Consider the following 20,045-nt stretch of genomic DNA (forward strand, 5'->3'; position numbering starts at 1 on the left):
CGCGCCCAAGGAGGGTTGACGGCCGCCGGCGTTCTCAGAACGCGCCGGACGAGAGCGCCGCGAGGGCGGTGTGCACCATGATCCGCACCCCGTACCCGATGCAACGCTCGTCCACGTCGAAATCGCCCTGGTGCAGGTCGTGCCGGACGTCCGAGCCGGGCGCCCCGGTGCCCAGCCGGATCATCGCACCCGGCACGTGCTCCAGGTAGAACGAGAAGTCCTCGCCGCCCATGCTGAGCTCGGCCTCGACCACCCGGTCGGCGCCGAGCGCGGCACCCGCCGCACCGGCCACGATCGCCGACGCCATCCGGTCGTTGATCACCGGTGGCACGCCGCGCCGGTAGTTGACCTCCACCTGGGCACCGGTCGGCGCGACCACGTCGTGGATCAGCTTGGTGACCAGTTGCTCGGCGTCCCGCCAGGCGTCCCGGTTGAGCACCCGGACGGTCCCGCGCAGCTCGCCGGCGCCGGGGATCGCGTTGAACGCCTGCCCGGCGTGCACCGCGCCCCAGACCAGGGAGAGCCCGGCCCGCGGGTCGACCCGGCGATCCAGCAGCGCCGGCACGTCGACGATCACCCGGCCGAGGGCGTGCACCAGGTCGGCGGTCAGGTGCGGTCGCGCGGTGTGCCCGCCCGGACCGGAGAGCTTGACCTCGACGGTGTCGGCGGCCGCGGTGAACGGCCCGGACCGGACACCGACCAGGCCCGCCGGCAGCTGCGGGTAGCAGTGCAGCGCGAAGATGGCGGCCACGTCCTTCAGGGCGTCGGCCTCGATCACCCCGGGCGCGCCGGAGGGGATCGCCTCCTCCGCCGGCTGGAAGATCAGTCGCACCCGGCCGGGCAGCTCGCCCTGCTCGTGCAGCTGGGCCAGGGCCATGCCGAGGCCGAGCGCCACGGTGGTGTGCACGTCGTGACCGCAGGCGTGCGCCAGGCCGTCCACGGTGCTGCGGTACGGCACATCCTTGAGGTCCCGCAACGGCAGCGCGTCGATGTCGGCCCGGAAGGCGATGACCCGGTCGCCTTCGCCGACGTCGCAGATGACGCCGTTGCCCCGGGGCAGCATCCGCGGCGAGAGACCGGCGACGGCCAGCTCACGGGAGATCAGCGCGGCGGTCTCGAACTCGGAGTGCGACGGCTCGGGGTGCGCGTGGATGTGCCGGCGGATCGATACCAGCTCTGCGCCCCGCGCGGCGAGCCAGCGGTCGAGCTGGCCGGGGAGCGGGTCGGCACCGGAGGGCGTCCCGGGCCACGACGTATCGACACCCTCGGGCGCCGTCAGAGCAGTAGTCACGTCGGCTTCCGTATTCGTTCTAGAGGTTTGTCGGGTTTCGCGACGCGCGCCAGCTTAACCCGATTTCGGTCACGCTGTGTAACGGGTGGGTAAAGAGGCTCATCGCCGCGGCCGAGGCCGGGCGGGCACCTGGGAGATCGTCCCCGGCCCGCCAACCCCTCAACGGGTAGTGAATCGCGGAGGTGACGCGACGCACCACGAGTACGTCGGGACGGTCAGAACCGCTCGACCGGCCGATGGACGCCCCACACTCCGCGCAGCGTGTGACAGACCTCCCCCACCGTCGCACGGAGCCGCAAGGCCTCCTTCATCAACGGTAGGACGTTCCCGCTTCCGGCGGCGCCCTTCGCCAGATCCGCCAGGGCGGCCTGCACCGCCGGGTTGTCCCGCTCGGCCCGGAGGGTGGCGAGCCGGGCCACCTGGGCGGCCTCGATGGCCGGGTCGACCCGCACCGGCTCGTACTTCTCCTCGCTCTCGGCGGCGAACCGGTTCACGCCGATCACCACCCGCTCGCCGGAGTCGATCTCGTTGGCGATCTGGTAGGCGGACTTCTCGATCTCGCCCTTCTGGAAACCCTGCTCGATCGCGTCGACGGCCGAACCGTGGTCGAAGACCCGCTCGATCAGCGCCGTCGCCTCCCGCTCGACGGCGTCCGTCATCGCCTCCACCGCGTAAGACCCGGCGAACGGGTCGACCGTGCCGGTCAGCCCGCTCTCGTACGCCAGCACCTGCTGGGTCCGCAGCGCCAGCCGGGCGGACTTCTCGGTGGGCAGGGCGAGCGCCTCGTCGTACGAGTTGGTGTGCAGTGACTGGGTGCCCCCGGCGACCGCACCGAGTGCCTGGATCGCCACCCGGATCAGGTTGACCTCGGGCTGCTGGGCGGTGAGCTGGACGCCGGCGGTCTGTGTGTGGAACCGCAGCATCATCGACTTGGGGTCCTTGGCGCCGAACTCGTCCCGCATGATCCGCGCCCACATCCGCCGGGCCGCCCGGAACTTGGCGATCTCCTCGAGCAGCGTGGTCCGCGCGACGAAGAAGAACGACAGCCGCGGCGCGAAGTCGTCGACGGCCAGACCCGCGGCGATCGCGGCCCGCACGTACTCGATGCCGTTGGCCAGGGTGAACGCGATCTCCTGCGCGGGCGTCGCCCCGGCCTCGGCCATGTGGTAGCCGGAGATCGAGATGGTGTTCCATTTCGGGATCTCGGCACGGCAGTAGGCGAACGTGTCGGCGACCAGCCGCAGCGACGGCTTCGGCGGGAAGATGTACGTCCCCCGGGCGATGTACTCCTTGAGGATGTCGTTCTGGATCGTCCCGGAGAGCCGGTCCCCGGGCACGCCCTGCTCCTCGGCGACCAGCTGGTAGAGCAGGAGCAGCACCGAGCCGGGCGCGTTGATCGTCATCGACGTGGAGACCTGGTCCAGCGGGATGCCTTCGAAGAGCCGGCGCATGTCGTCGATCGAGTCGATCGCCACGCCCACCTTGCCGACCTCGCCGTGCGCGATCGGGTCGTCGGAGTCGTAACCCATCTGGGTGGGCAGGTCGAACGCGACCGACAGCCCCATGGTGCCGGCGGCCAGCAGCTGGTGGTAGCGCGCGTTGGACTCGGCCGCGGTGCCGAAGCCCGCGTACTGCCGCATGGTCCAGGGCCGTTTCGTGTACATCGTCGGGTAGACACCACGGGTGTACGGATAGTGCCCCGGCTGTTCGTCCTCGATGCCCGCGGGGACGTCGCTGGGACCGTACACCGGCTTGATCTCGAACCCCGACTCTGCATTCACAGGGTGATCCTAATCTTCGCTCAGGACGCCGACAGTGAGGGATTTTGCACCCAGCGTTCGATCGCGATCCACCGTGGGCCACGCCCCGGCTACCGAACGTCGAAGTGTGTCGAACACTCGGAGAGTGACTTTCATTGAGCACCCCCCAGCGGGCAAGATAGCGGGGTTGGCCGACAGCCCCTATACCCCCTCGGTGGCATCCTCAGTGACTCAGATTCCGACGTGGAGCGGTGGCAACACCTCCCCCCTCAGCGGACGTGCGGCCCCGGGCACGCTCATCGGCGGGCGGTACACGCTGCGCGCCGCGGTGGGTCACGGTGGCATGGGAACGGTGTGGCGCGCGGCGGACACGCTGCTGCGCCGCGACGTGGCGATCAAAGAGGTGATCCTCCCGCCCGGCCTGGCGCCCAGCGACCGCGACGCGATGTACGAGCGCACCATGCGCGAGGCCCGTGCCGCCGCCGCGCTCCAGCACCCCGCGGTCGTCCAGGTCTACGACGTGGTCCACGAGAACGGCCGCCCGTGGATCGTGATGGAGTTGCTCGACGCCCGCAGCCTCGCCGACATGGTGATCGAGGACGGCCCGGTCTCCCCGCGAGTGGTCGCCAAGATCGGCATCGCGCTGCTCGGCGCGCTCGAGGTCGCGCACGCGCACGGCGTGCTGCACCGCGACGTGAAGCCGGCGAACGTGCTGATCTGCCAGGACGGCCGCTGCGTGCTCACCGACTTCGGCGTCGCCCGGATGCCCACCGACGTGCAGCTCACCACGCCCGGCATGGTTCTGGGCTCGCCGCACTTCATCTCGCCGGAGCGGGCCATGGGCCACGAGTTCGGCCCGCCGAGCGACCTGTTCTCGCTGGGCGTCACGCTCTACACCGCGATCGAGGGCCGGCCGCCGTTCGACAAGGGCGACCCGATCGAGACCATGCACGCCGTGGTCGAGGACCCGCCGGCGCCGGTGGTGCGCGCGGGTTCGCTGGCCCCGGTGCTGATGGGCCTGCTGGAGAAGGACCCGGCCCGGCGGATGGACGTGCAGACCGCCCGCACCATGCTGCGCCAGCAACTGGCCGGCCCGCTGGCCAGCAAGCAGCCGCCGCACATGGTGACCGACCCCTACTCGGTGGTCTCCTCCCGGCCGACCAGCCCGGCCGCGGCCGCCACCCAGCAGATCCCGCCGCAGGCCCCGGCCCAGCCCAGCGGACAGATCGGCGGTCGCGCGATGCTCGCCCCCGGCGCGTCGCTCACCGACCACCTGACAAAGCTCCAGGAGCAGAACGCGGGCGGCCGGCGCCGGGCCCCGGAGACGGCCGGCGAGACGCCCGGCGGTTTCCCGACCGGGATGATGCCGGCCCACCAGGACCCCTCGGCCGACCCGACAAGCGTGATCCCGCCGCACCAGCCGTGGGGCGGTTCCGGCGACCCGCGCCCCGGCACCGTGGTGATGAGCCCGGCCGCCAAGCGCCGGGCCACGATGGGCAAGGTGACGACCGCGACCCGGGAGACCGGCGAGAAACTCGTCACCACCTTCCGGTCCTGGCCACGCAACAAGCAGCTGATCAGCGGCGGCGCCGCGGCGGCAGTGGTGCTGATCCTGGTGCTGGTCTTCTCCCTCGGCGGCAGCGGCGACGACGGCGACAACCCGGGCGGGACCGACCTGGCCGCCCAGCCGGCGCCGAGCGCCCCGGCCGCGCAGCCGGTCCAGACGCAGGACTTCGAGGGCAACGACTCGATCAAGGTGCAGGTGCCGGCCGGCTGGACCCGGACCTCCGGTCAGACCTACGTCGACTACGTGAACCCGGAGAACAAGCAGGTCAAGGTGCGGGTGCTGCTGGAGAAGGGCTCGATCGCGCCGCGCCGGTTCGTCGAGGAGACCGCACCGGCCACGCTGCGCAAGTCGAAGAACTGCCCGAAGCCGTACACCCAGGGCGAGACCATCGACGTCGAGGTCTCCGGCAACCCGGGCGCCCAGTTCGAGTACACGTGCGGCGAGGGCGAGGCCAAGCGGCACGGCATCTGGCGGATGACCACGGTCGGCAACAGGATGTACTCGTTCTACCTGACCACGCCGGACGCGGCCTTCGCGGACAGCAAGAAGTACTTCGACAAGATGGCGGAGACCTTCCAGATCGCCATCTGACCCTGTGCTATCAATCCCTGATGGCGTCCGAAGTTGATGTTGACCTGAAAGACCGGGCCGAGGCCTGGCTCGCCGACGACCCCGATCCGGCGGGCCGGGCCGAGTTGCGGGAGCTGATCGACCGGCTACCGGCGACCGCCGCGGAGCTGCGTGACCGCTTCGCCGGCCCGCTCACCTTCGGCACGGCCGGCCTGCGCGGACCGCTGCGCGCCGGACCGAACGGGATGAACCTCGCGGTGGTCACCCAGGCGGCGGCCGGCCTGGTGGCCTGGCTCGCCGCGCAGGGCGGCGAGGGACCGCTGGTGATCGGGTACGACGCCCGGCACGGTTCCCGGGAGTTCGCCGAACGGACCGCGCGGGTGGCGACCGGCGCGGGCCGCCCGGCGCTGCTGATGCCACGCACCCTGCCCACCCCGGTCCTGGCCTACGCCGTGCGGGCCCTGGACGCGGTGGCCGGTGTGATGGTGACGGCCAGCCACAATCCGCCGCAGGACAACGGCTACAAGGTCTACCTGGGCGCGCAGCTCGGCGGACCGGCCGGCGACGGCGCGCAGATCGTGCCGCCCGCGGACGCCGGCATCGAGGCCGCCATCCGGTCGGTGGGCAGCCTCGCGGCGGTCCCGCTGGGCGACCCGGGCACGCTCCTCGACGAGACGATCTTCCAGGGGTACGTCCGGAGCGCCGCGGCCGTTCTCACCGAGGGTGGCCCACGTGAGCTGACCATCGCGTACACACCGATGCACGGGGTGGGTGGCGAGACCGTCGCGGCCGCGTTCGCCGCCGCCGGGTTCGCCGTTCCCGCGGTCGTCGCCGAGCAGGCCGAACCGGACCCGGAGTTCCCGACCGTGGCGTTCCCGAACCCGGAGGAACCGGGTGCGATGGACCGGCTGCTCGCGCTTGCCGGGAGCAGCGGCGCCGACCTGGCGATCGCGAACGACCCGGACGCGGACCGCTGCGCCGTGGCGATCCCGGCCGGTTCCGGGTGGCGCCCGCTGCGCGGCGACGAACTCGGCGTGCTGCTCGCCGACCACCTGATCCGGCGCGGCGTCCCCGGCACGTACGCCACCACGATCGTCTCGTCGTCGCTGCTGGGCCGCCTCTGCGCCGCCCGTGGTGTGCCGTACGCGGAGACGCTTACCGGCTTCAAGTGGATCGTCCGGGCCGCGGACGAGCTGGCCTTCGGTTACGAGGAGGCGCTCGGCTACTGCGTCGCACCGGGCATGGTCCGCGACAAGGACGGCGTCACTGCCGCACTGACCGTCGCCGAGCTCGCCGCCCAGCTGCGCGCCGGGGGCCGGTCCCTCGGCGACCGCCTGGACGAGCTGGCGGCCGAGTTCGGCGTGCACGCCACCGACCAGCTCTCGGTCCGGGTGGACGACCTCGCCGAGATCGGCCGGGCGATGACCCGGGCCCGGCAGAGCCCGCCGGCGGCCCTGCTCGGCGAGCCGGTGACCGAGGTGGCCGACCTGCTGCCGGAGAACGACGTGCTGACCTTCCGGACCGCGAGCACCCGCGTGGTGATCCGCCCGTCCGGCACCGAGCCGAAGCTGAAGGCGTATCTGGAAGTGGTCACGCCGGTCGCCGGCGACGGCCTGGAGGCAGCCCGGACCCGGGCCGCCGCGGCCCTCGGCACGCTGCGAGCGGAGATCGCCACCACGCTGGGGGTGTGAGCCCGAACGGCGACGGGCGGCCACCGGCCCCCGTCGCCCGGGCTCAGGCGCCCGACGGTGTCAGAGGGGCTTGGGGGCGCCCAGCGCGGCCGAGATCGCCCGGCCCAGCGTCGCCACCACGAGCGCGACGCTGGGGCGCACGATCGAGTCCTCCAGCGACACGTCACCGACGAAGCCGGCGTTGCTGGCGATCTCCTCGAGCCGTTCGTGCGCCCGGTCGGCCTCCTCGGCGGGGAGCTTCAGCGCCGGCTCCATCCGCGCCGCGACGAGCAGCGTCGCCAGCGCGGCCGTCCGCTCGTCGGGCAGCGTGTCGCCGATCAGCGCGGCCGCCAGCCGCTGCCGGATCTCCGTCTCGTAGGCCGGGTTGCTCGTCGGGTAACGGTGCACGTGGATCACGCCGAGCTGGGTCTCGTCCACGTCGCGCACGACACCCCGCTCGCACAGGTCCTCCAGGATCCGGGTGCGCAGCCGGTGCCGCAGCCGCTGCAACCACTGTGCGGGGGTGTGCGGTTCGTCGGCCGCCACCTTCGCCAGCACGGCGTCGGCGACCGGGTCGCCGAGCGGGGTGGCGTCGACGACCATGAGGTAGCCGTCGGCGGCGTAGGCAACCCGGTTCGCCAGGGCGAGATCGATCAGGATGGCCGCGGCCATGCCGAGGTCGAGCCCGATGCGGGAACCGGTCGCCTTACCGGTCTGGTCGTCGTACGCGAGGAGGAGGAGTTCCTCGGCGAGCGGGATGGGGGTCATATCTACCAACGATAGTGCTCCGAGTCACGGGATCCGATCCCCAGGTCGGTCACTTGGTCCTGCGCCCGGCCGCCAGCATCGCGTCGGCCAATCGGGCCGCCGCGTGCCCGTCGTCGAGGTCGCTGGCCCGTTCGGTGAAGGCCTGGTACTGCACCGCGTACTTCTCCAGCACCGAGTCGGACTGACTGATCGCCTCGATCACCTCGTCGGAGGTGCTGAGCAGCGGCCCGGGCGCCTCGGCCTCGAAGTCGAAGTAGAAGCCGCGCAGGTTGTCCCGGTAGTTCTCCAGGTCGTACGTGAAGAACAGGATGGGCCGGCCGGTGCTGGCGAAGTCGAACATCACCGAGGAGTAGTCGGTGATCAGGACGTCGGTGATCGCCAGCAGGTCGGCCATGTCCGGGTAGGTGGAGACGTCGTACACGAAGCCGTTGCCGGCGCCGCGGATCTCGTCCACGACGTTCGGGTGGCGGCGGATCAGCAGCACGTGGTCGTCGCCGAGGCGCTCCCGGGCGGCTTCCAGATCCAGCATCATGTTCATCTTGTACGCGCCACCGCTGTAGTACTCGTCGTCACGCCACGTCGGCGCGTACAGCACCACCTTCTTGCCGGCCGGCAGCCCGATCCGCGTCCGCACGTCGGCGACAAGCGCGTCCCGCTTCGCGCCCTCCAGGAAGAGCACGTCGTTACGCGGGTAACCGATCTCCAGGATCTCGCCGGGGAACCGGAACGCCCGCCGCAGGATGGGCGTGCTGAACCTGTTCGGCGAGACCAGGTGACTCCAGTTCTGCGCCTCGGTCTCGAGCTTCTGGAAGTACTGCTTGTCGGCGAACTGCAGGTCCTCGATGTCGAAGCCGATGCGCTTCAGCGGCGTACCGTGCCAGGTCTGGATCACGACCTGGTCGGGCCGGCGCTCGAACCAGCCGGGCAGGTGCTGGTTGGTGACGATGTAGCGGCTGGTGGCAAGGGCCTCGTACCACTCGTGGCGCCAGAGCGCGATCGCCTTGGCGGTGTCCGGCACGGCCGCCTGGCCGTCGGTGACCACCCAGAGGTGCCCGAGCGGCAGGCCGCGGGAGACCAGCTCCTCGTGCACGGCGCGCGGGCTGTCGGAGTACTGCCGGCCGGTGAAGCTGTTGTAGAGCACCACGTCGCGCAGCGGTGTCTTGCGCATCTTCGGGTAGAGCTCGGTACGGCTGCGGAAGCCGTTCGCCTTGCCGCGCTCGGAGTCGGTGAGCGCGGTCCGGACCCGGATCACACCGCGCTGGTCGGTGAGCCACTCGCAGGTGACCCGCTTCGGGTCGGCCGGGTGACCCACCGGCAGGCTCTCCAGCGCGCCGGCGGCCAGCGGCAGCGGGCGGATCGGCCCGTCGCCGAGGCGGTGGAAGAGGTTCCACGTGCCGGACTTGAGCCGGATGTCCCATCCGAAGTTCGGCACCCGCAGCGGGTCCAGGTCGAGGCTCCAGGTCTGGCCGTCGACCGTCACCGGGAAGTGCTTGGTCTCCCGGGCGTTCGAGAACCGAGCCACCACCCGCATGCCGGACCAGTCACCGGTCGGCGGCAACGTGCCGGTGAGCCGGAAACCGGTGCTCAGCGACGTGATGCCGGAGATCACCGGGGTCAGCGGCAGCGCGGTCAGCACCGGGTGGCCCTTGCGGTCGGGCAGCAGGCTGACCGTCCGGCCGCCGAGGTAGACCGGCGGGAACGTGAAGTAGTCGTGCATGGCCAGCCGGATCGGGGCGCTGTGCTCGTCACCGGCGGAGAGCTCGACGTCCCACCGCTCGCCCGGCTCGCCGGGGAGCAGCTGCGGGTACTCCACTGCGTCGTCCTGAAGGTCGGCCACCGGCACCCGGAACGCGAACTGGTCGTCGGTGATCTCCACCGGGTAGCTGCGCCAGACGATCCCCGAGGTCCGCGACAGCCGGGCCGTCGCCGGTTTCCGGTTCGCCCCCGTCACCTCGCCGCGGATCACGACGGCGTCGCCGTCCAGGCCGCCGCCGGTGAGCCGGGCGCCGACGTGCTCGATGTGCAGCTGGAACTTGCCGTTCGTCACGACCGGGGTGATGCGAACGTCTTTGTCGACGTAGAGGCTCGTCAACCGGATCGGGTTCGCGTGCTCGCCGACGGTCAACGGGCCCTTGCTCTTCTGGCCGAGACCGAGCACGCCGACCACGACCGTCCAGATGCCGTCCTTCCAGGCGCCGTCCTCACCGCGCAGCGCCTGGACGTCCACCTCGGCCTCGAAACCGGACCAGTCGTACGAGATGGTCGGGCTGCCGTGCACCGCCGTCGCGTCCAGGCACTTCTGGTTGATCAGGGCCTGCCGCTTGGTGCGCCGGCCCGTCTCGTCGCGCAGCCACACCAGCCGGGTCGTCGACCACGCGTGCGCGGCGGCCTGGCCCGGGATGAACGCGTGCCCGCGGATTTGCAGCTTGTCGCCGCGCCACTGCACGTCGTGCAGCCGGGTCCGCGGGCGCGGGGTGCCGGCCAGGAACAGCGTGCGGGGCACGTTCGGCAGGCGGTCCTCGAGGAACTTCAGCTTGTGGTAGCGGCGCAGTCCCTTGCGGACGATCCGGTGCCGGGCCCGGACGGTCGGGATCATCTCCAGCAGCTCGGGCAGCATCCGGTTGCGGACCAGGCGCCACAGCACCCGGTGCGCGGCCGGGATCTCGTCGTAGACCCGCGGGTCGACGGTCGCCAGGAACCGGTTGCAGCCGTCGAGGAACTGCTGGTGGTAGTCGTCGTCGACGCGCGGCAGCACCCGCATGAACAGCATCAGGTCGCCCTTGAGCGCCGAGGCGTCGTACAGCCTCTTCAGCTTGTGCTGCTTGTGCTTGCCGAGGAACCGGCTCACCGACTCGACGCCGGCCAGCCGGTCGATGAAGCCGCGGATCTCGTCGCGCCGCTGGGTGATCGACTTGTCGGCGCCCTCACGCTCGCGCCAGTAGTAGACCGGCACGTCGAGCACGTCGACGCTCTTGGCCAGCACGTGCGCCGGGACCATGACCGGGGTGTCCTCGTAGAGCACGCCCTCCGGGAACGCCAGCTTGTGCTCGTCCCAGAACGAACGGCGGAAGACCTTGTTCCAGGCGGTACGGTCGTCCATCAGCGAGGTCTGCTTGCTGACGTGGGTGCGCAGGTTGGTGTTGGCGAACGGGGTCCGGTGCAGGCCGGACTGGTGCACCCCACGGCTGGTCAGCCGCATCACGTTGCCGGAGGCGAAGTCCGACCCGGTCTCGGTGATCGACGCGATCAGCAGCTCGCAGGCGGCCGGCGGCAGCACGTCGTCGCTGTCCACGAACATCAGGAACTCACCGGTGGAGTGCTCCACGCCGGTGTTGCGCGCGGCACCCAGACCGGCGTTCGGCTTCGTGACCAGTTTGAACCGAGGGTCACGCTCCGCGAAGGCCGCGGCGATCTCTCCGCTGTTGTCCGTCGAGCCGTCGTCGACCATCACGACCTCGAGCCGTGAGTAGTACTGCGAGGCGATGGAGGAGAGGCATTCGTCCAGGTAGGGTGCCACGTTGTAGATCGGCACGACGATGCTCAGCACGGAATCCATCCCGCGACCCTCCTGCGAATCTCGATAGCCCGGGACCGGCGACCGGCGCAACCCGAAACTTCACTCTATGCGCCTGCTGTCCGGCGAACGTTAGCAGAACAGCAACCGACGACGTGAGCGCGATTCATCACTGTATGCGGCTTTTATCACTCAACGGGATGCTCTAGGGTCTACCGGGTGCAGGCCATCGTCGCCACGTTGGGCTACGTCCTGTCCCCCGATCGTCGCCAGATCCTGATGATCCGCCGGGACGCGCGCCCCGATGACATCCACTTCGGTTACTACAACGGCCTGGGCGGCAAGCTCGAACCCGGCGAGGACGTCGTGTCCGGCCTGCGCCGCGAGATCCGCGAGGAAGCCGGCCTCGACTGCACCGGCATCGAACTGGCCGGCACCATTTCGTGGCCCGGCTTCGGCCGCGACGGGGAGAACTGGCTCGGCTTCCTCTTCCGGGTGACAGCCTGGACCGGCTCACCCCTGTCCACCAACCCGGAGGGCTCCCTGCACTGGGTGGACGTGGCCGACGTGCTGGCCGGGAAACTCCCGATGTGGGAGTCCGACCGCCACTTCCTGCCCCTGGTCTTCGCCGAGAAGCCCGAGGTCTTCCACGGTGTGATGCCGTTCACCGCGGGCCGCGCGACGTCCTGGTCCTACACCACCTGAGGCGTACGCCCGTGTCGGTGGGTCAGAAGCGGCGCATGCCGCCGAACTGGCGGTCGCCGGCGTCGCCCAGACCGGGCACGATGTAGGCCTTCTCGTTGAGACCCTCGTCGATCGACGCGGTGATCAGGCGCAGCGGCAGGCCGGAGTCGGCGAGCCGCTCGACGCCTTCCGGTGCGGCGAGCACGCAGCAGATGATGATGTCGGTGCAGCCGCGGTCGGCGAGCAGTTTGCAGCAGTGCAGCAGGGAGCCGCCGGTGGCGAGCATCGGGTCGAGGACCAGGACCGGGCGGCCGGAGAGGTCGGCCGGGAGCGACTCCATGTAGGCGCGCGGCTCGTAGCTCTTCTCGTCGCGGGCCAGCCCGACGAAGCCCATCGACGACTCGGGGAGCAGGCCGAGCGCGGCGTCGGCCATGCCCAGGCCGGCGCGCAGGACCGGGACGATCAGCGGCGGGTTCGCCAGGCGGGTGCCCTCGGTGGGCGCGACGGGCGTTTCGATCGGGTACTTCTCGACCGCGAAGAGGCGGGCCGCTTCGTAGACCACCATGGTGGTGAGCTCGTGCAGCGAGGCGCGGAAGACGCCGGAATCGGTCTCGGTGCGGCGCATGGCGGTGAGCCGGGTCTGAGCCAGCGGATGATCTACGACAAGGACGTCCACGGGCTCAACCTACCGTTCATTCAAGATCAACTGACACAGGGTTGCTTAGAATCGATTTCATGACTGCGACGACGCCCCTCGGGTTGTCCGACCTCCGCTCCTTCCTGCGTGGCCTGCCCGGGGTCGACAAGGTGGGGGTCGAGTCCAGGGCGGCGGCGCTCGCCACCCGCTCGGTGAAGGCGAGCGCCAAGGCGACAGCGATCGACCTGGCCATCCGGATGGTCGACCTGACCACCCTCGAGGGCGCGGACACCCCGGGCAAGGTCCGGGCACTCTGCGCGAAAGGGATGCGCCCGGACCCGGCCGACCCCGGTTGCCCGCCGGTCGCCGCGATCTGCGTCTACCCGGCGATGGTCCCGGTCGCCGCGGCCGCGCTCGCCGGCTCCGGCGTCCGTCTGGCAAGCGTCGCGACCGCGTTCCCCTCGGGCCAGGCGCCGCTGGAGGTCAAGCTCGCCGACACCCGGGCCGCCGTCGCGGCCGGCGCCGACGAGATCGACATGGTGATCAGCCGGGGCGCCTTCCTGGCCGGCGACTACGACCGGGTCTTCGCCGAGATCGTCGCGGTCAAGGAGGCCTGCGGCGGCGCGCACCTCAAGGTGATTCTGGAGACCGGCGAACTGGCGACGTACGACAACGTACGCCGTGCCTCCTGGCTGGCCATGCTGGCCGGCGCCGATTTCATCAAGACCTCCACCGGCAAGGTCGCGGTCAACGCGACGCTGCCGATCACCCTGGTCATGCTGGAGGCGGTGCGTGACTTCCGCGAGCGGTACGGTCGGCAGGTCGGCGTGAAACCGGCCGGCGGCATCCGGACCACCAAGGACGCCATCAAGTACCTGGTGGTCATCAACGAGACCGCCGGTGACGACTGGCTCGACCCGGACTGGTTCCGGTTCGGCGCCTCGTCGCTGCTCAACGACCTGCTCATGCAGCGCACCAAGCTCACCACCGGTCACTACGCCGGTCCGGACTACTTCACCCTGGACTGAGCCGGCCTCGAGGAGAAAACCGGAAAGCCGATGTTCGAATACGCACCAGCTCCCGAGTCCCGGTCCGTGGTCGAGATCGCCCCCTCCTACGGGCTCTTCATCGACGGCGAGTTCACGTCGCCCGCGGAGGGCGGCACCTTCAAGACGGTGAACCCCGCTTCCGAGGAGGTCCTCGCCGAGGTCGCGAGCGCCGGCTCGGACGACGTCGACCGGGCCGTCGCGGCGGCGCGCCGGGCGTTCGGGCCGTGGTCGGCGCTGCCCGGTGCGGAACGGGCCAAATACCTGTTCCGGATCGCCCGGATCATCCAGGAGCGCTCCCGCGAGCTGGCCGTCCTGGAGTCGCTCGACAACGGCAAGCCGATCAAGGAGTCGCGCGACGTCGACCTGCCTCTGGTGGCGGCACACTTCTTCTACTACGCGGGCTGGGCGGACAAGCTGGCGTACGCGGGTTTCGGCCCGGACCCGCGCCCGCTCGGCGTCGCCGGCCAGGTGATCCCGTGGAACTTCCCGCTGCTGATGCTGGCGTGGAAGGTCGCCCCGGCGCTCGCCACCGGCAACACCGTGGTGCTCAAGCCGGCCGAGACGACGCCGCTCTCCGCACTCTTCTTCGCCGACGTCTGCCGTCAGGCCGACCTGCCGCCGGGCGTGGTCAACATCGTCACCGGCGCCGGCGACACGGGCGCCTACCTGGTGCAGCACCCGGACGTGAACAAGGTGGCCTTCACCGGCTCCACCGAGGTGGGCCGGCAGATCGCCCGCTCGGTGGCCGGCACCGGCAAGCGGCTCACCTTGGAGCTGGGCGGCAAGGCCGCCAACATCGTCTTCGACGACGCCCCGATCGACCAGGCGGTCGAGGGGATCGTGACAGGCATCTTCTTCAACCAGGGGCACGTCTGCTGCGCCGGCTCGCGCCTGCTGGTGCAGGAGTCGGTGGCCGAGGAGCTGCTGTCGTCGCTGAAGCGGCGGATGGCCACGCTGCGCGTCGGTGACCCGCTGGACAAGAACACCGACGTGGGCGCGATCAATTCGGCGGTCCAGCTCGCCCGCATTACCGAATTGTCAGAAATAGGTGCCGCCGAGGGCGCCGAACGCTGGTCGCCGGCCTGCGACCTGCCGGACCGCGGCTTCTGGTTCGCCCCGACGATCTTCACGGGCGTCACCCAGGCACACCGGATAGCCCGGGAAGAGATCTTCGGGCCGGTGCTGTCGGTGCTGACCTTCCGGACCCCGGCCGAGGCGGTGGAGAAGGCCAACAACACGCCGTACGGGTTGTCCGCCGGCATCTGGACCGAGAAAGGTTCCCGGATCCTCGCCGTCGCCGACAAGCTTCGAGCCGGCGTCGTGTGGGCAAACACCTTCAACAAGTTCGATCCGGCGTCGCCGTTCGGCGGCTACAAGGAGTCCGGTTACGGCCGCGAGGGTGGCCGGCACGGCCTGGAGGCGTACCTTGCCTAAGAAATCTTCGCCGGTCGCTCTCCCTGCCGAACCGGCCCCACCTGTCCGGCTCTCGGTGCGGAAGACCTACAAGCTCTTCATCGGCGGCAAGTTCCCCCGCAGCGAGTCAGGACGGACCTACGTGGTGAACGGCGACAACGTTGCCCTCGCCTCCCGCAAGGACGCCCGGGACGCGGTGCTGGCGGCACGGGTGGCTCAGGCCAAGTGGGCGGGCGCGACGGCGTACAACCGCGGTCAGGTCCTCTACCGGGTCGCCGAGATGCTCGAGGCGCGCCGCGCCGAGTTCGCCGCGCTGGGCGTGCCGGCCGGCGAGCTGGACGCCGCCGCCGACCGCTGGGTGTGGTACGCGGGCTGGGCCGACAAGATCGCCCAGGTGGCCGGCAGCGCCAACCCGGTGGCCGGACCCTTCTTCAACATCTCCGCGCCGGAACCCACCGGCGTGGTCGCCGTCGTCGCGCCACCCTCCCTGCTCGGCCTGACAAGCGTCATCGCCCCCGCCGTGGTGACCGGCAACACCGCCGTCGTCCTCGCGCCGGACCCCCAGGTCGGGATCACCCTGGCCGAGGTGCTCGCCACCAGCGACGTGCCCGGCGGCGTGGTGAACATTCTCACCGGCCGGCACGCCGAGACCGCCCCCTGGCTGGCCTCGCACGCCGACGTGAACGCGCTGGACCTGACCGGCGTCGAACACGCGGACCTCGCCGCCGAGCTGGAACGGTCCGCTGCGGGCACACTCAAGCGCGTGGTACGGCACCGGCCGGGCGCCGACTTCACCGGTGATCCGGGGTTACGGCCGATGACCATGCTGCTGGAGACCAAGACCGTGTGGCATCCCAAGGGCGAGTGAGGCCACCGGGGCCGTTGTCACACAGCGTTGCCGACTAGGGTGTGTGCCCAGAGTCACCCGTCCCGCCACCCCCATGAGCATCCGGAGGTCAACCGTGACCAGCCAGTCCGACGAGCCCGAGGCGTCCGCGCCGGTGGCTGAGAAGTCCTCGTCCGAAGGGCTCTCCGGGCGTGAGCTCTGGGATCACGTCCGCATCGAGCCGGTGGAGATCGCACTGCCCGGTGGTGTGGGTCTGACCCTGCGGGCGTACCGGAAGTCCGGCGAGGTGACGCCGACCGAGATCGAGGCGGACGACGACGACCCCTTCGAGGCGCGCAAGCGTGCCCAGGAGGAGGACGAGGAGGAGTTCGTCGACGAGGCCGAGCTGGAGCGGCAGGCGCTGCTCGCCACCGGCCCCGAGACGGACAGCCCCGACAAGATCGACGGTGAGGCGGCCGCGGAGCCCGATCCGGCCGACTTCGAGGACGAGCCGGACGAGTCGTCCGGCCGCCCGGACGACGAAGAGGTCCCCCTCTTCCTCACCCACAAGGGCCGGCTGCTCGCGTTCAAGAGCACTGAATCGCTCGTCTCCTTCCTTCGTTCGGGTGCTCCGCACGATCTCGCACAATTGGACACCTGGCCGGTCCTGGTCGAGCGGGTACAGTCGAGCGACATCGACCCGCAGCCGGACGACCGCTACGAGCTCGACCTCGTGGTGGAGAACCTGCGCGGCGGGCACGACACCTGGGACCTGCCGCTCCTGATCGCCGCCGGCGAAGTGGCCCGTGACCTCGGGCACGCACTCCGCATCAAGCCGGTGATCCTGGCGCTGTCGCCCGGTTCTCCGCTCGACGACCTGGACGAGTCCCTGCGTTCCGCGGAAAGCGGTGGGATGGGCGGGTTCTTCGGACGTCGGCGACTGAAGAAAATCGGGGCACAACAGGCGAGTCTGGGGTGGCGTTCGGTCATCGGCAAGATCTCTGCCGCTGTGGACTGGCGTGACTGACCGATTACCAGGGAACATCAGTCCTTGGCCACACAGAAGCAGTCCCGGGGAGGAGGACGACGCCGTGGCGCTCGTGCGCGTGTACTGCGGTCTGGCGTCGGCTGATGATTCGGTGCGTTCGGCCTCGGCCGCGCCACTGACCATCGCCGTTGTGGACGACGCAGGCCGGCTGCTCGGCGTCCACGAGATCAGCGACGACCCGGCGGGTTACGCCCAGCTGGGCACGCTTCTCGTGGAACGGACGACGGGGTTCAGCGACGCGGCGGTCGCCGCCGACAGTGACGACCACGTCGTCACCTCGCTGCTCACCGCCGCCGGTCGACCACTCGTCGTGGTCGACGACGACGACGCGGACGACTTCGCCGAGCGTTTCTCCGACGACGACTCCCCCGAGGAGATCGCGGCGCCGGTCGCCGCCCGCCGGGCCGTCGGCCTGGCCCGGGCGTTGCAGGCCGGCGCGATCGCCGCGGTCAACCTGCCGACCCCGCGTGAGCTGGTCAGCTACAAGCCGGTCCTGGCCGCGCACGTGGCGATGCTGGTCGGCCGGAACGCGGCGTGCGTCGCCCTGCGGGAGGTGCTCCGCGAGCTCTACCCGGCTGCCCTGCGTGCCTACCCGGACCCCGCTCACCCGCTGGCCCTGGCCGTGCTCGAGACGGTTCCCGAGCCCGGCCGGTTCACCGGTCGCGCCGGGGACGCGGCGCACGTCACCCGGGAGATCGCCGGTGAGCTGGCCCGCGCCGGCGCCGGCAGTGACGACCAGCTGATGTCCGCCGTGACCGCCCTCCAGGTCGCGATCAGCGAGTCACCGCGGCGCGGTGGCGTCAACAAGTCGCTGGCCCCGGCCGCCGCCGACGCCGTCCGGCAGGCCATCGCCGCGGTCCGTGCCTGCGACGCCGCCTGCACGGCCCTGGTCGGCACGCTCAGTGCCCGGGCCACCCCGCCGGCGAGCAACTCCTCCCTGGGCCGCCGTGCGGCCCGCCGGGCCACCACCGAGCCGGCGCCCGGCCTCCAGCCGGTCCCGACCGGCGAGACCCCGCGCTTCGGCCGGCGCAACCGTCCGGAGCCGGCGACCACCGGCAGCGGACCGGCCACCCCCCGGCCGATGACTGCTCCGCCGGTCGCGCCCAGCCCGATCACTCCCCCGCCGATCGCCCCGGCCGCGGCCAACGGCCTGCCGGGCCGGGCCGGCTCACCCGGCAACCGGCCGGTGTCGGTGCCGCCGCCCCCACCGGGCATCGCGCCGATCACTCCCGGTGTCCGCCCGGTGCCGGCCTCCCGGCCGCCGGCGGCTCCGTCGTCGGCGCAGCCCGGCGGCCGCGCCACCCCGGCCGACGCGGGCGAGCCGTTCCGGCCGACCCTGGCCAACGCCGAACTCAACCGGGCCCGGGCGGAGCGCCAGCGCACGGTCATCCCGTCCCGGCCGAAGACGACACCGGCAGCGAACGGCGCGTCCGGTGGGCCGACCGACTTCAGCCTGCCGCTGCCGCCGTCGCAGACGTCACCCGCGGCCCCACCGGCCCAGCGGCCCGGCCCGGAAATCACCGAACCGGGTTCGCGGGCCAACTGGCCGCTGCTCAACAGCGGCAAGGACGACGTCGCGGCCCCGCCGCCGGCGCCCGCCCCGGTCAGCCCGGCGCCCGCTTCCGGGCGCGTCAAGCCACCGTGGCAGGACATGCCGCAAGAGCCGCCGTCACTGCGCCTCATCGAGGGCCGGACGAACGGGTCGCCCCTCGACCCCACCGGCAGTTCGCTGCCGATGCGCAAGACGGACGACCCGCTGGGCGCCCGCAAGGCGGACGACCCGCTGTCCAGCCGTAAGCCGGACAGCCCGCTGCCCAGCCGCAAGCCGGACAGCTCATTGCCCAGCCGCAAGCCGGACAGCTCACTGTCCAGCCGCAAACCGGACAGCTCGCTGTCCAGCCGCAGGACGGACAGCCCGCTGTCCAGCCGCAGGACGGACAGCCCACTGCCGACGCGCAAGACCGACGGCCCGTCCAAGCTGACCGCGCTTGATCGCAGCCCCACGCCGCCGGTCCCGTCCGACGGCAACGACGGTGACCTGCTGATCTTCGCGGCGGCGCGGTCGGCCTGGTTCACCGGCCCGTCCGAGCCCGACAAGGCCGACTGGGCCAACCCGAACGACAGCGGCTGGCGCGCAGCGGAGAAGGCGGCCACCCCGGCCGTCGCCGCCGAAACCTCCGCCGGCCTGCCCAAACGGGTGCCCCAGGCAAACCTGGTGCCGGGTTCGCCGCTGCGCGAGGAGCGGCCGCTGCGCATCGTCCGCGACGCCGCCTCCATCGCGGCACACACCACGGGCTACTTCCGTGGCTGGCGGCGCGGCCAGGAGATCGGCGGCTTCGCCATGGGCGGCCGCCCCGGCCGGGAAGCCGCCGGCGGGTGGGACTTCACCCGCGACGGCCAGGCCGCCGACGAGTACCGCGACAACAACGCCGGCTTCGGCGGACGCTGAGTTGATCGGACAACGGCCGCAACCCCACGACGGGGTTGCGGTCGTTTTCGACTTCTTCGGCACACTCACCGACCCGGCTGCGGAAGCCGACCGGCGGCCGGCGTTCGACGAGACGGCAGCGGTCCTCGGCATCCCGGGCGACGACTTCTACGCCGCCATGGCCGACAGCTTCCCGCAGCGAATCGTCGGCGCCTGCGGCTCCACCCGCGACACCCTCCTGGCGATGGCGCGCGCCTGCGGCACCGAACCCGCACCCTCGACACTGGACGCCGCGGTCCGGACCCATCACGCCGGCGCTGAGCGGGTGCGCAGGCCCCGCGCGGGCGGATTGGCAACCCTGGCGGCGCTGCGGGGTTCGGGGTTCCGTGTGGGCCTTCTCAGCGACTGTTCCAGCGAACTCTGCGAGGCTTGGGCGGGTACGCCGTACGCCCCGCTGATCGACGCCCCGGTCTTCTCCTGGCGCGAGGGCCGCCGCAAGCCCGACCCCCACCTGTACGCGACCGTGGCCGCCCGGCTCGGCGTCCCACCCACCCGCTGCTGGTACGTCGGCGACGGCGGCAGCCGCGAACACCAGGGCGCCGCAGCAGCCGGCATGCACCCGATCCTGATCACCAACGCCGGCCATCCGGGCGCGGCAGTGTTCCGCAACGACCCGGACCCGTTCCTCCCAGCCTGTCAGCGCTTTCTGAAATCTGACCCTCTGCGGGTTCGGGAAAGTTGACCCCACGGACCTGCGGTTATGAGCGGTTGGCGCGTGTTTCTCTGGCGAGGAGTTCTCGCCGGTGACGGGTTCGGTAGG

Annotated in this window: 14 protein-coding genes; 9 read left to right on the forward strand and 5 right to left on the reverse strand. The window is 71.3% G+C overall.

Translation table 11 applies throughout. The features are described 5' to 3' along the window. Positions 1 to 34: 34 nt before the first annotated feature. Positions 35 to 1,291: an amidohydrolase gene (locus LPA41_RS35895; protein ID WP_229075711.1), complete on the reverse strand. Its 1,257-nt coding sequence runs from the start codon at positions 1,289 to 1,291 to the stop codon at positions 35 to 37. A 215-nt stretch (positions 1,292 to 1,506) separates the two neighbouring features. Next, positions 1,507 to 3,072: a methylmalonyl-CoA mutase family protein gene (locus tag LPA41_RS35900; RefSeq protein ID WP_229075712.1), complete on the reverse strand. Its 1,566-nt coding sequence runs from the start codon at positions 3,070 to 3,072 to the stop codon at positions 1,507 to 1,509. A gap of 205 nt (positions 3,073 to 3,277) precedes the next feature. Here LPA41_RS35900 and LPA41_RS35905 point away from each other — a divergent pair, with 205 nt between their 5' ends. Both LPA41_RS35905 and LPA41_RS35910 read left to right on the forward strand, forming a co-directional pair. Continuing rightward, positions 3,278 to 5,209, forward strand: a complete 1,932-nt coding sequence (locus tag LPA41_RS35905; RefSeq protein ID WP_229075713.1) for a serine/threonine-protein kinase — start codon at positions 3,278 to 3,280, stop codon at positions 5,207 to 5,209. 20 nt (positions 5,210 to 5,229) lie between these two features. After that, positions 5,230 to 6,879 carry a phospho-sugar mutase gene (locus LPA41_RS35910; protein WP_229075714.1) on the forward strand — a complete coding sequence of 550 codons (1,650 nt, stop codon included), beginning with the start codon at positions 5,230 to 5,232 and terminating at the stop codon, positions 6,877 to 6,879. A 60-nt stretch (positions 6,880 to 6,939) separates the two neighbouring features. Here LPA41_RS35910 and LPA41_RS35915 read toward each other — a convergent pair whose 3' ends face one another. Together LPA41_RS35915 and LPA41_RS35920 are read right to left on the reverse strand one after the other, a co-directional pair. Further along, a complete protein-coding gene (locus tag LPA41_RS35915) occupies positions 6,940 to 7,626 on the reverse strand; it encodes a GPP34 family phosphoprotein (RefSeq protein WP_229075715.1) in 687 nt (228 codons plus the stop codon). Positions 7,627 to 7,675: 49 nt separating this feature from the next. Next, entirely contained in the window at positions 7,676 to 11,182 is a 3,507-nt protein-coding gene (locus tag LPA41_RS35920) for a bifunctional glycosyltransferase family 2 protein/CDP-glycerol:glycerophosphate glycerophosphotransferase (protein ID WP_229075716.1), read from the reverse strand. A gap of 177 nt (positions 11,183 to 11,359) precedes the next feature. On the opposite strand from LPA41_RS35920, the gene LPA41_RS35925 reads away from it, so the two are divergent. Beyond that, positions 11,360 to 11,845 (forward strand): 8-oxo-dGTP diphosphatase, encoded by a 486-nt coding sequence (locus tag LPA41_RS35925; protein WP_229075717.1) that lies wholly within the window; start codon positions 11,360 to 11,362, stop codon positions 11,843 to 11,845. 22 nt (positions 11,846 to 11,867) lie between these two features. Here the strand turns inward: LPA41_RS35925 and upp are convergent, their stop codons facing one another. Next, positions 11,868 to 12,500 (reverse strand): uracil phosphoribosyltransferase, encoded by a 633-nt coding sequence (gene upp / locus LPA41_RS35930; protein WP_229075718.1) that lies wholly within the window; start codon positions 12,498 to 12,500, stop codon positions 11,868 to 11,870. A 59-nt stretch (positions 12,501 to 12,559) separates the two neighbouring features. Here upp and deoC point away from each other — a divergent pair, with 59 nt between their 5' ends. The 6 genes from deoC to LPA41_RS35960 all read left to right on the forward strand — a co-directional run bounded on the left by deoC (position 12,560) and on the right by LPA41_RS35960 (position 19,967). Further along, positions 12,560 to 13,489 carry a deoxyribose-phosphate aldolase gene (deoC, locus tag LPA41_RS35935; protein ID WP_229075719.1) on the forward strand — a complete coding sequence of 310 codons (930 nt, stop codon included), beginning with the start codon at positions 12,560 to 12,562 and terminating at the stop codon, positions 13,487 to 13,489. Positions 13,490 to 13,519: 30 nt separating this feature from the next. Next, positions 13,520 to 14,944, forward strand: a complete 1,425-nt coding sequence (locus tag LPA41_RS35940; protein ID WP_229075720.1) for an aldehyde dehydrogenase family protein — start codon at positions 13,520 to 13,522, stop codon at positions 14,942 to 14,944. Continuing rightward, positions 14,937 to 15,791 carry an aldehyde dehydrogenase family protein gene (locus tag LPA41_RS35945; RefSeq protein WP_229075721.1) on the forward strand — a complete coding sequence of 285 codons (855 nt, stop codon included), beginning with the start codon at positions 14,937 to 14,939 and terminating at the stop codon, positions 15,789 to 15,791. The genes LPA41_RS35940 and LPA41_RS35945 overlap by 8 nt, the downstream gene beginning before the upstream one ends. A 94-nt stretch (positions 15,792 to 15,885) precedes the next feature. Then, a complete protein-coding gene (locus tag LPA41_RS35950; RefSeq protein ID WP_229075722.1) occupies positions 15,886 to 16,776 on the forward strand; it encodes a DNA primase in 891 nt (296 codons plus the stop codon). A gap of 16 nt (positions 16,777 to 16,792) precedes the next feature. After that, the gene (locus LPA41_RS35955) at positions 16,793 to 19,246 is read left to right on the forward strand and encodes a transposase (RefSeq protein WP_229075727.1); all 2,454 of its coding nucleotides are present in this window, start codon (positions 16,793 to 16,795) and stop codon (positions 19,244 to 19,246) included. A gap of 1 nt (position 19,247) precedes the next feature. After that, the gene (locus tag LPA41_RS35960) at positions 19,248 to 19,967 is read left to right on the forward strand and encodes an HAD family hydrolase (protein WP_229075723.1); all 720 of its coding nucleotides are present in this window, start codon (positions 19,248 to 19,250) and stop codon (positions 19,965 to 19,967) included. Positions 19,968 to 20,045: the final 78 nt, after the last annotated feature.

It is taken from the genome of Actinoplanes sp. DH11, from assembly GCF_020873875.1.
Classification (GTDB): Bacteria; Actinomycetota; Actinomycetes; order Mycobacteriales; family Micromonosporaceae; genus Actinoplanes.

Bases quoted from the DNA above. Each gene is read 5' to 3' on its own strand.
- LPA41_RS35910 (WP_229075714.1), top strand. From the start codon at position 5,230: ATGGCGTCCGAAGTTGATGTTGACCTGAAAGACCGGGCCGAGGCCTGG.
- LPA41_RS35915 (WP_229075715.1), bottom strand. From the start codon at position 7,626: ATGACCCCCATCCCGCTCGCCGAGGAACTCCTCCTCCTCGCGTACGAC.
- LPA41_RS35920 (WP_229075716.1), bottom strand. From the start codon at position 11,182: ATGGATTCCGTGCTGAGCATCGTCGTGCCGATCTACAACGTGGCACCC.
- deoC (WP_229075719.1), top strand. From the start codon at position 12,560: ATGACTGCGACGACGCCCCTCGGGTTGTCCGACCTCCGCTCCTTCCTG.
- LPA41_RS35940 (WP_229075720.1), top strand. From the start codon at position 13,520: ATGTTCGAATACGCACCAGCTCCCGAGTCCCGGTCCGTGGTCGAGATC.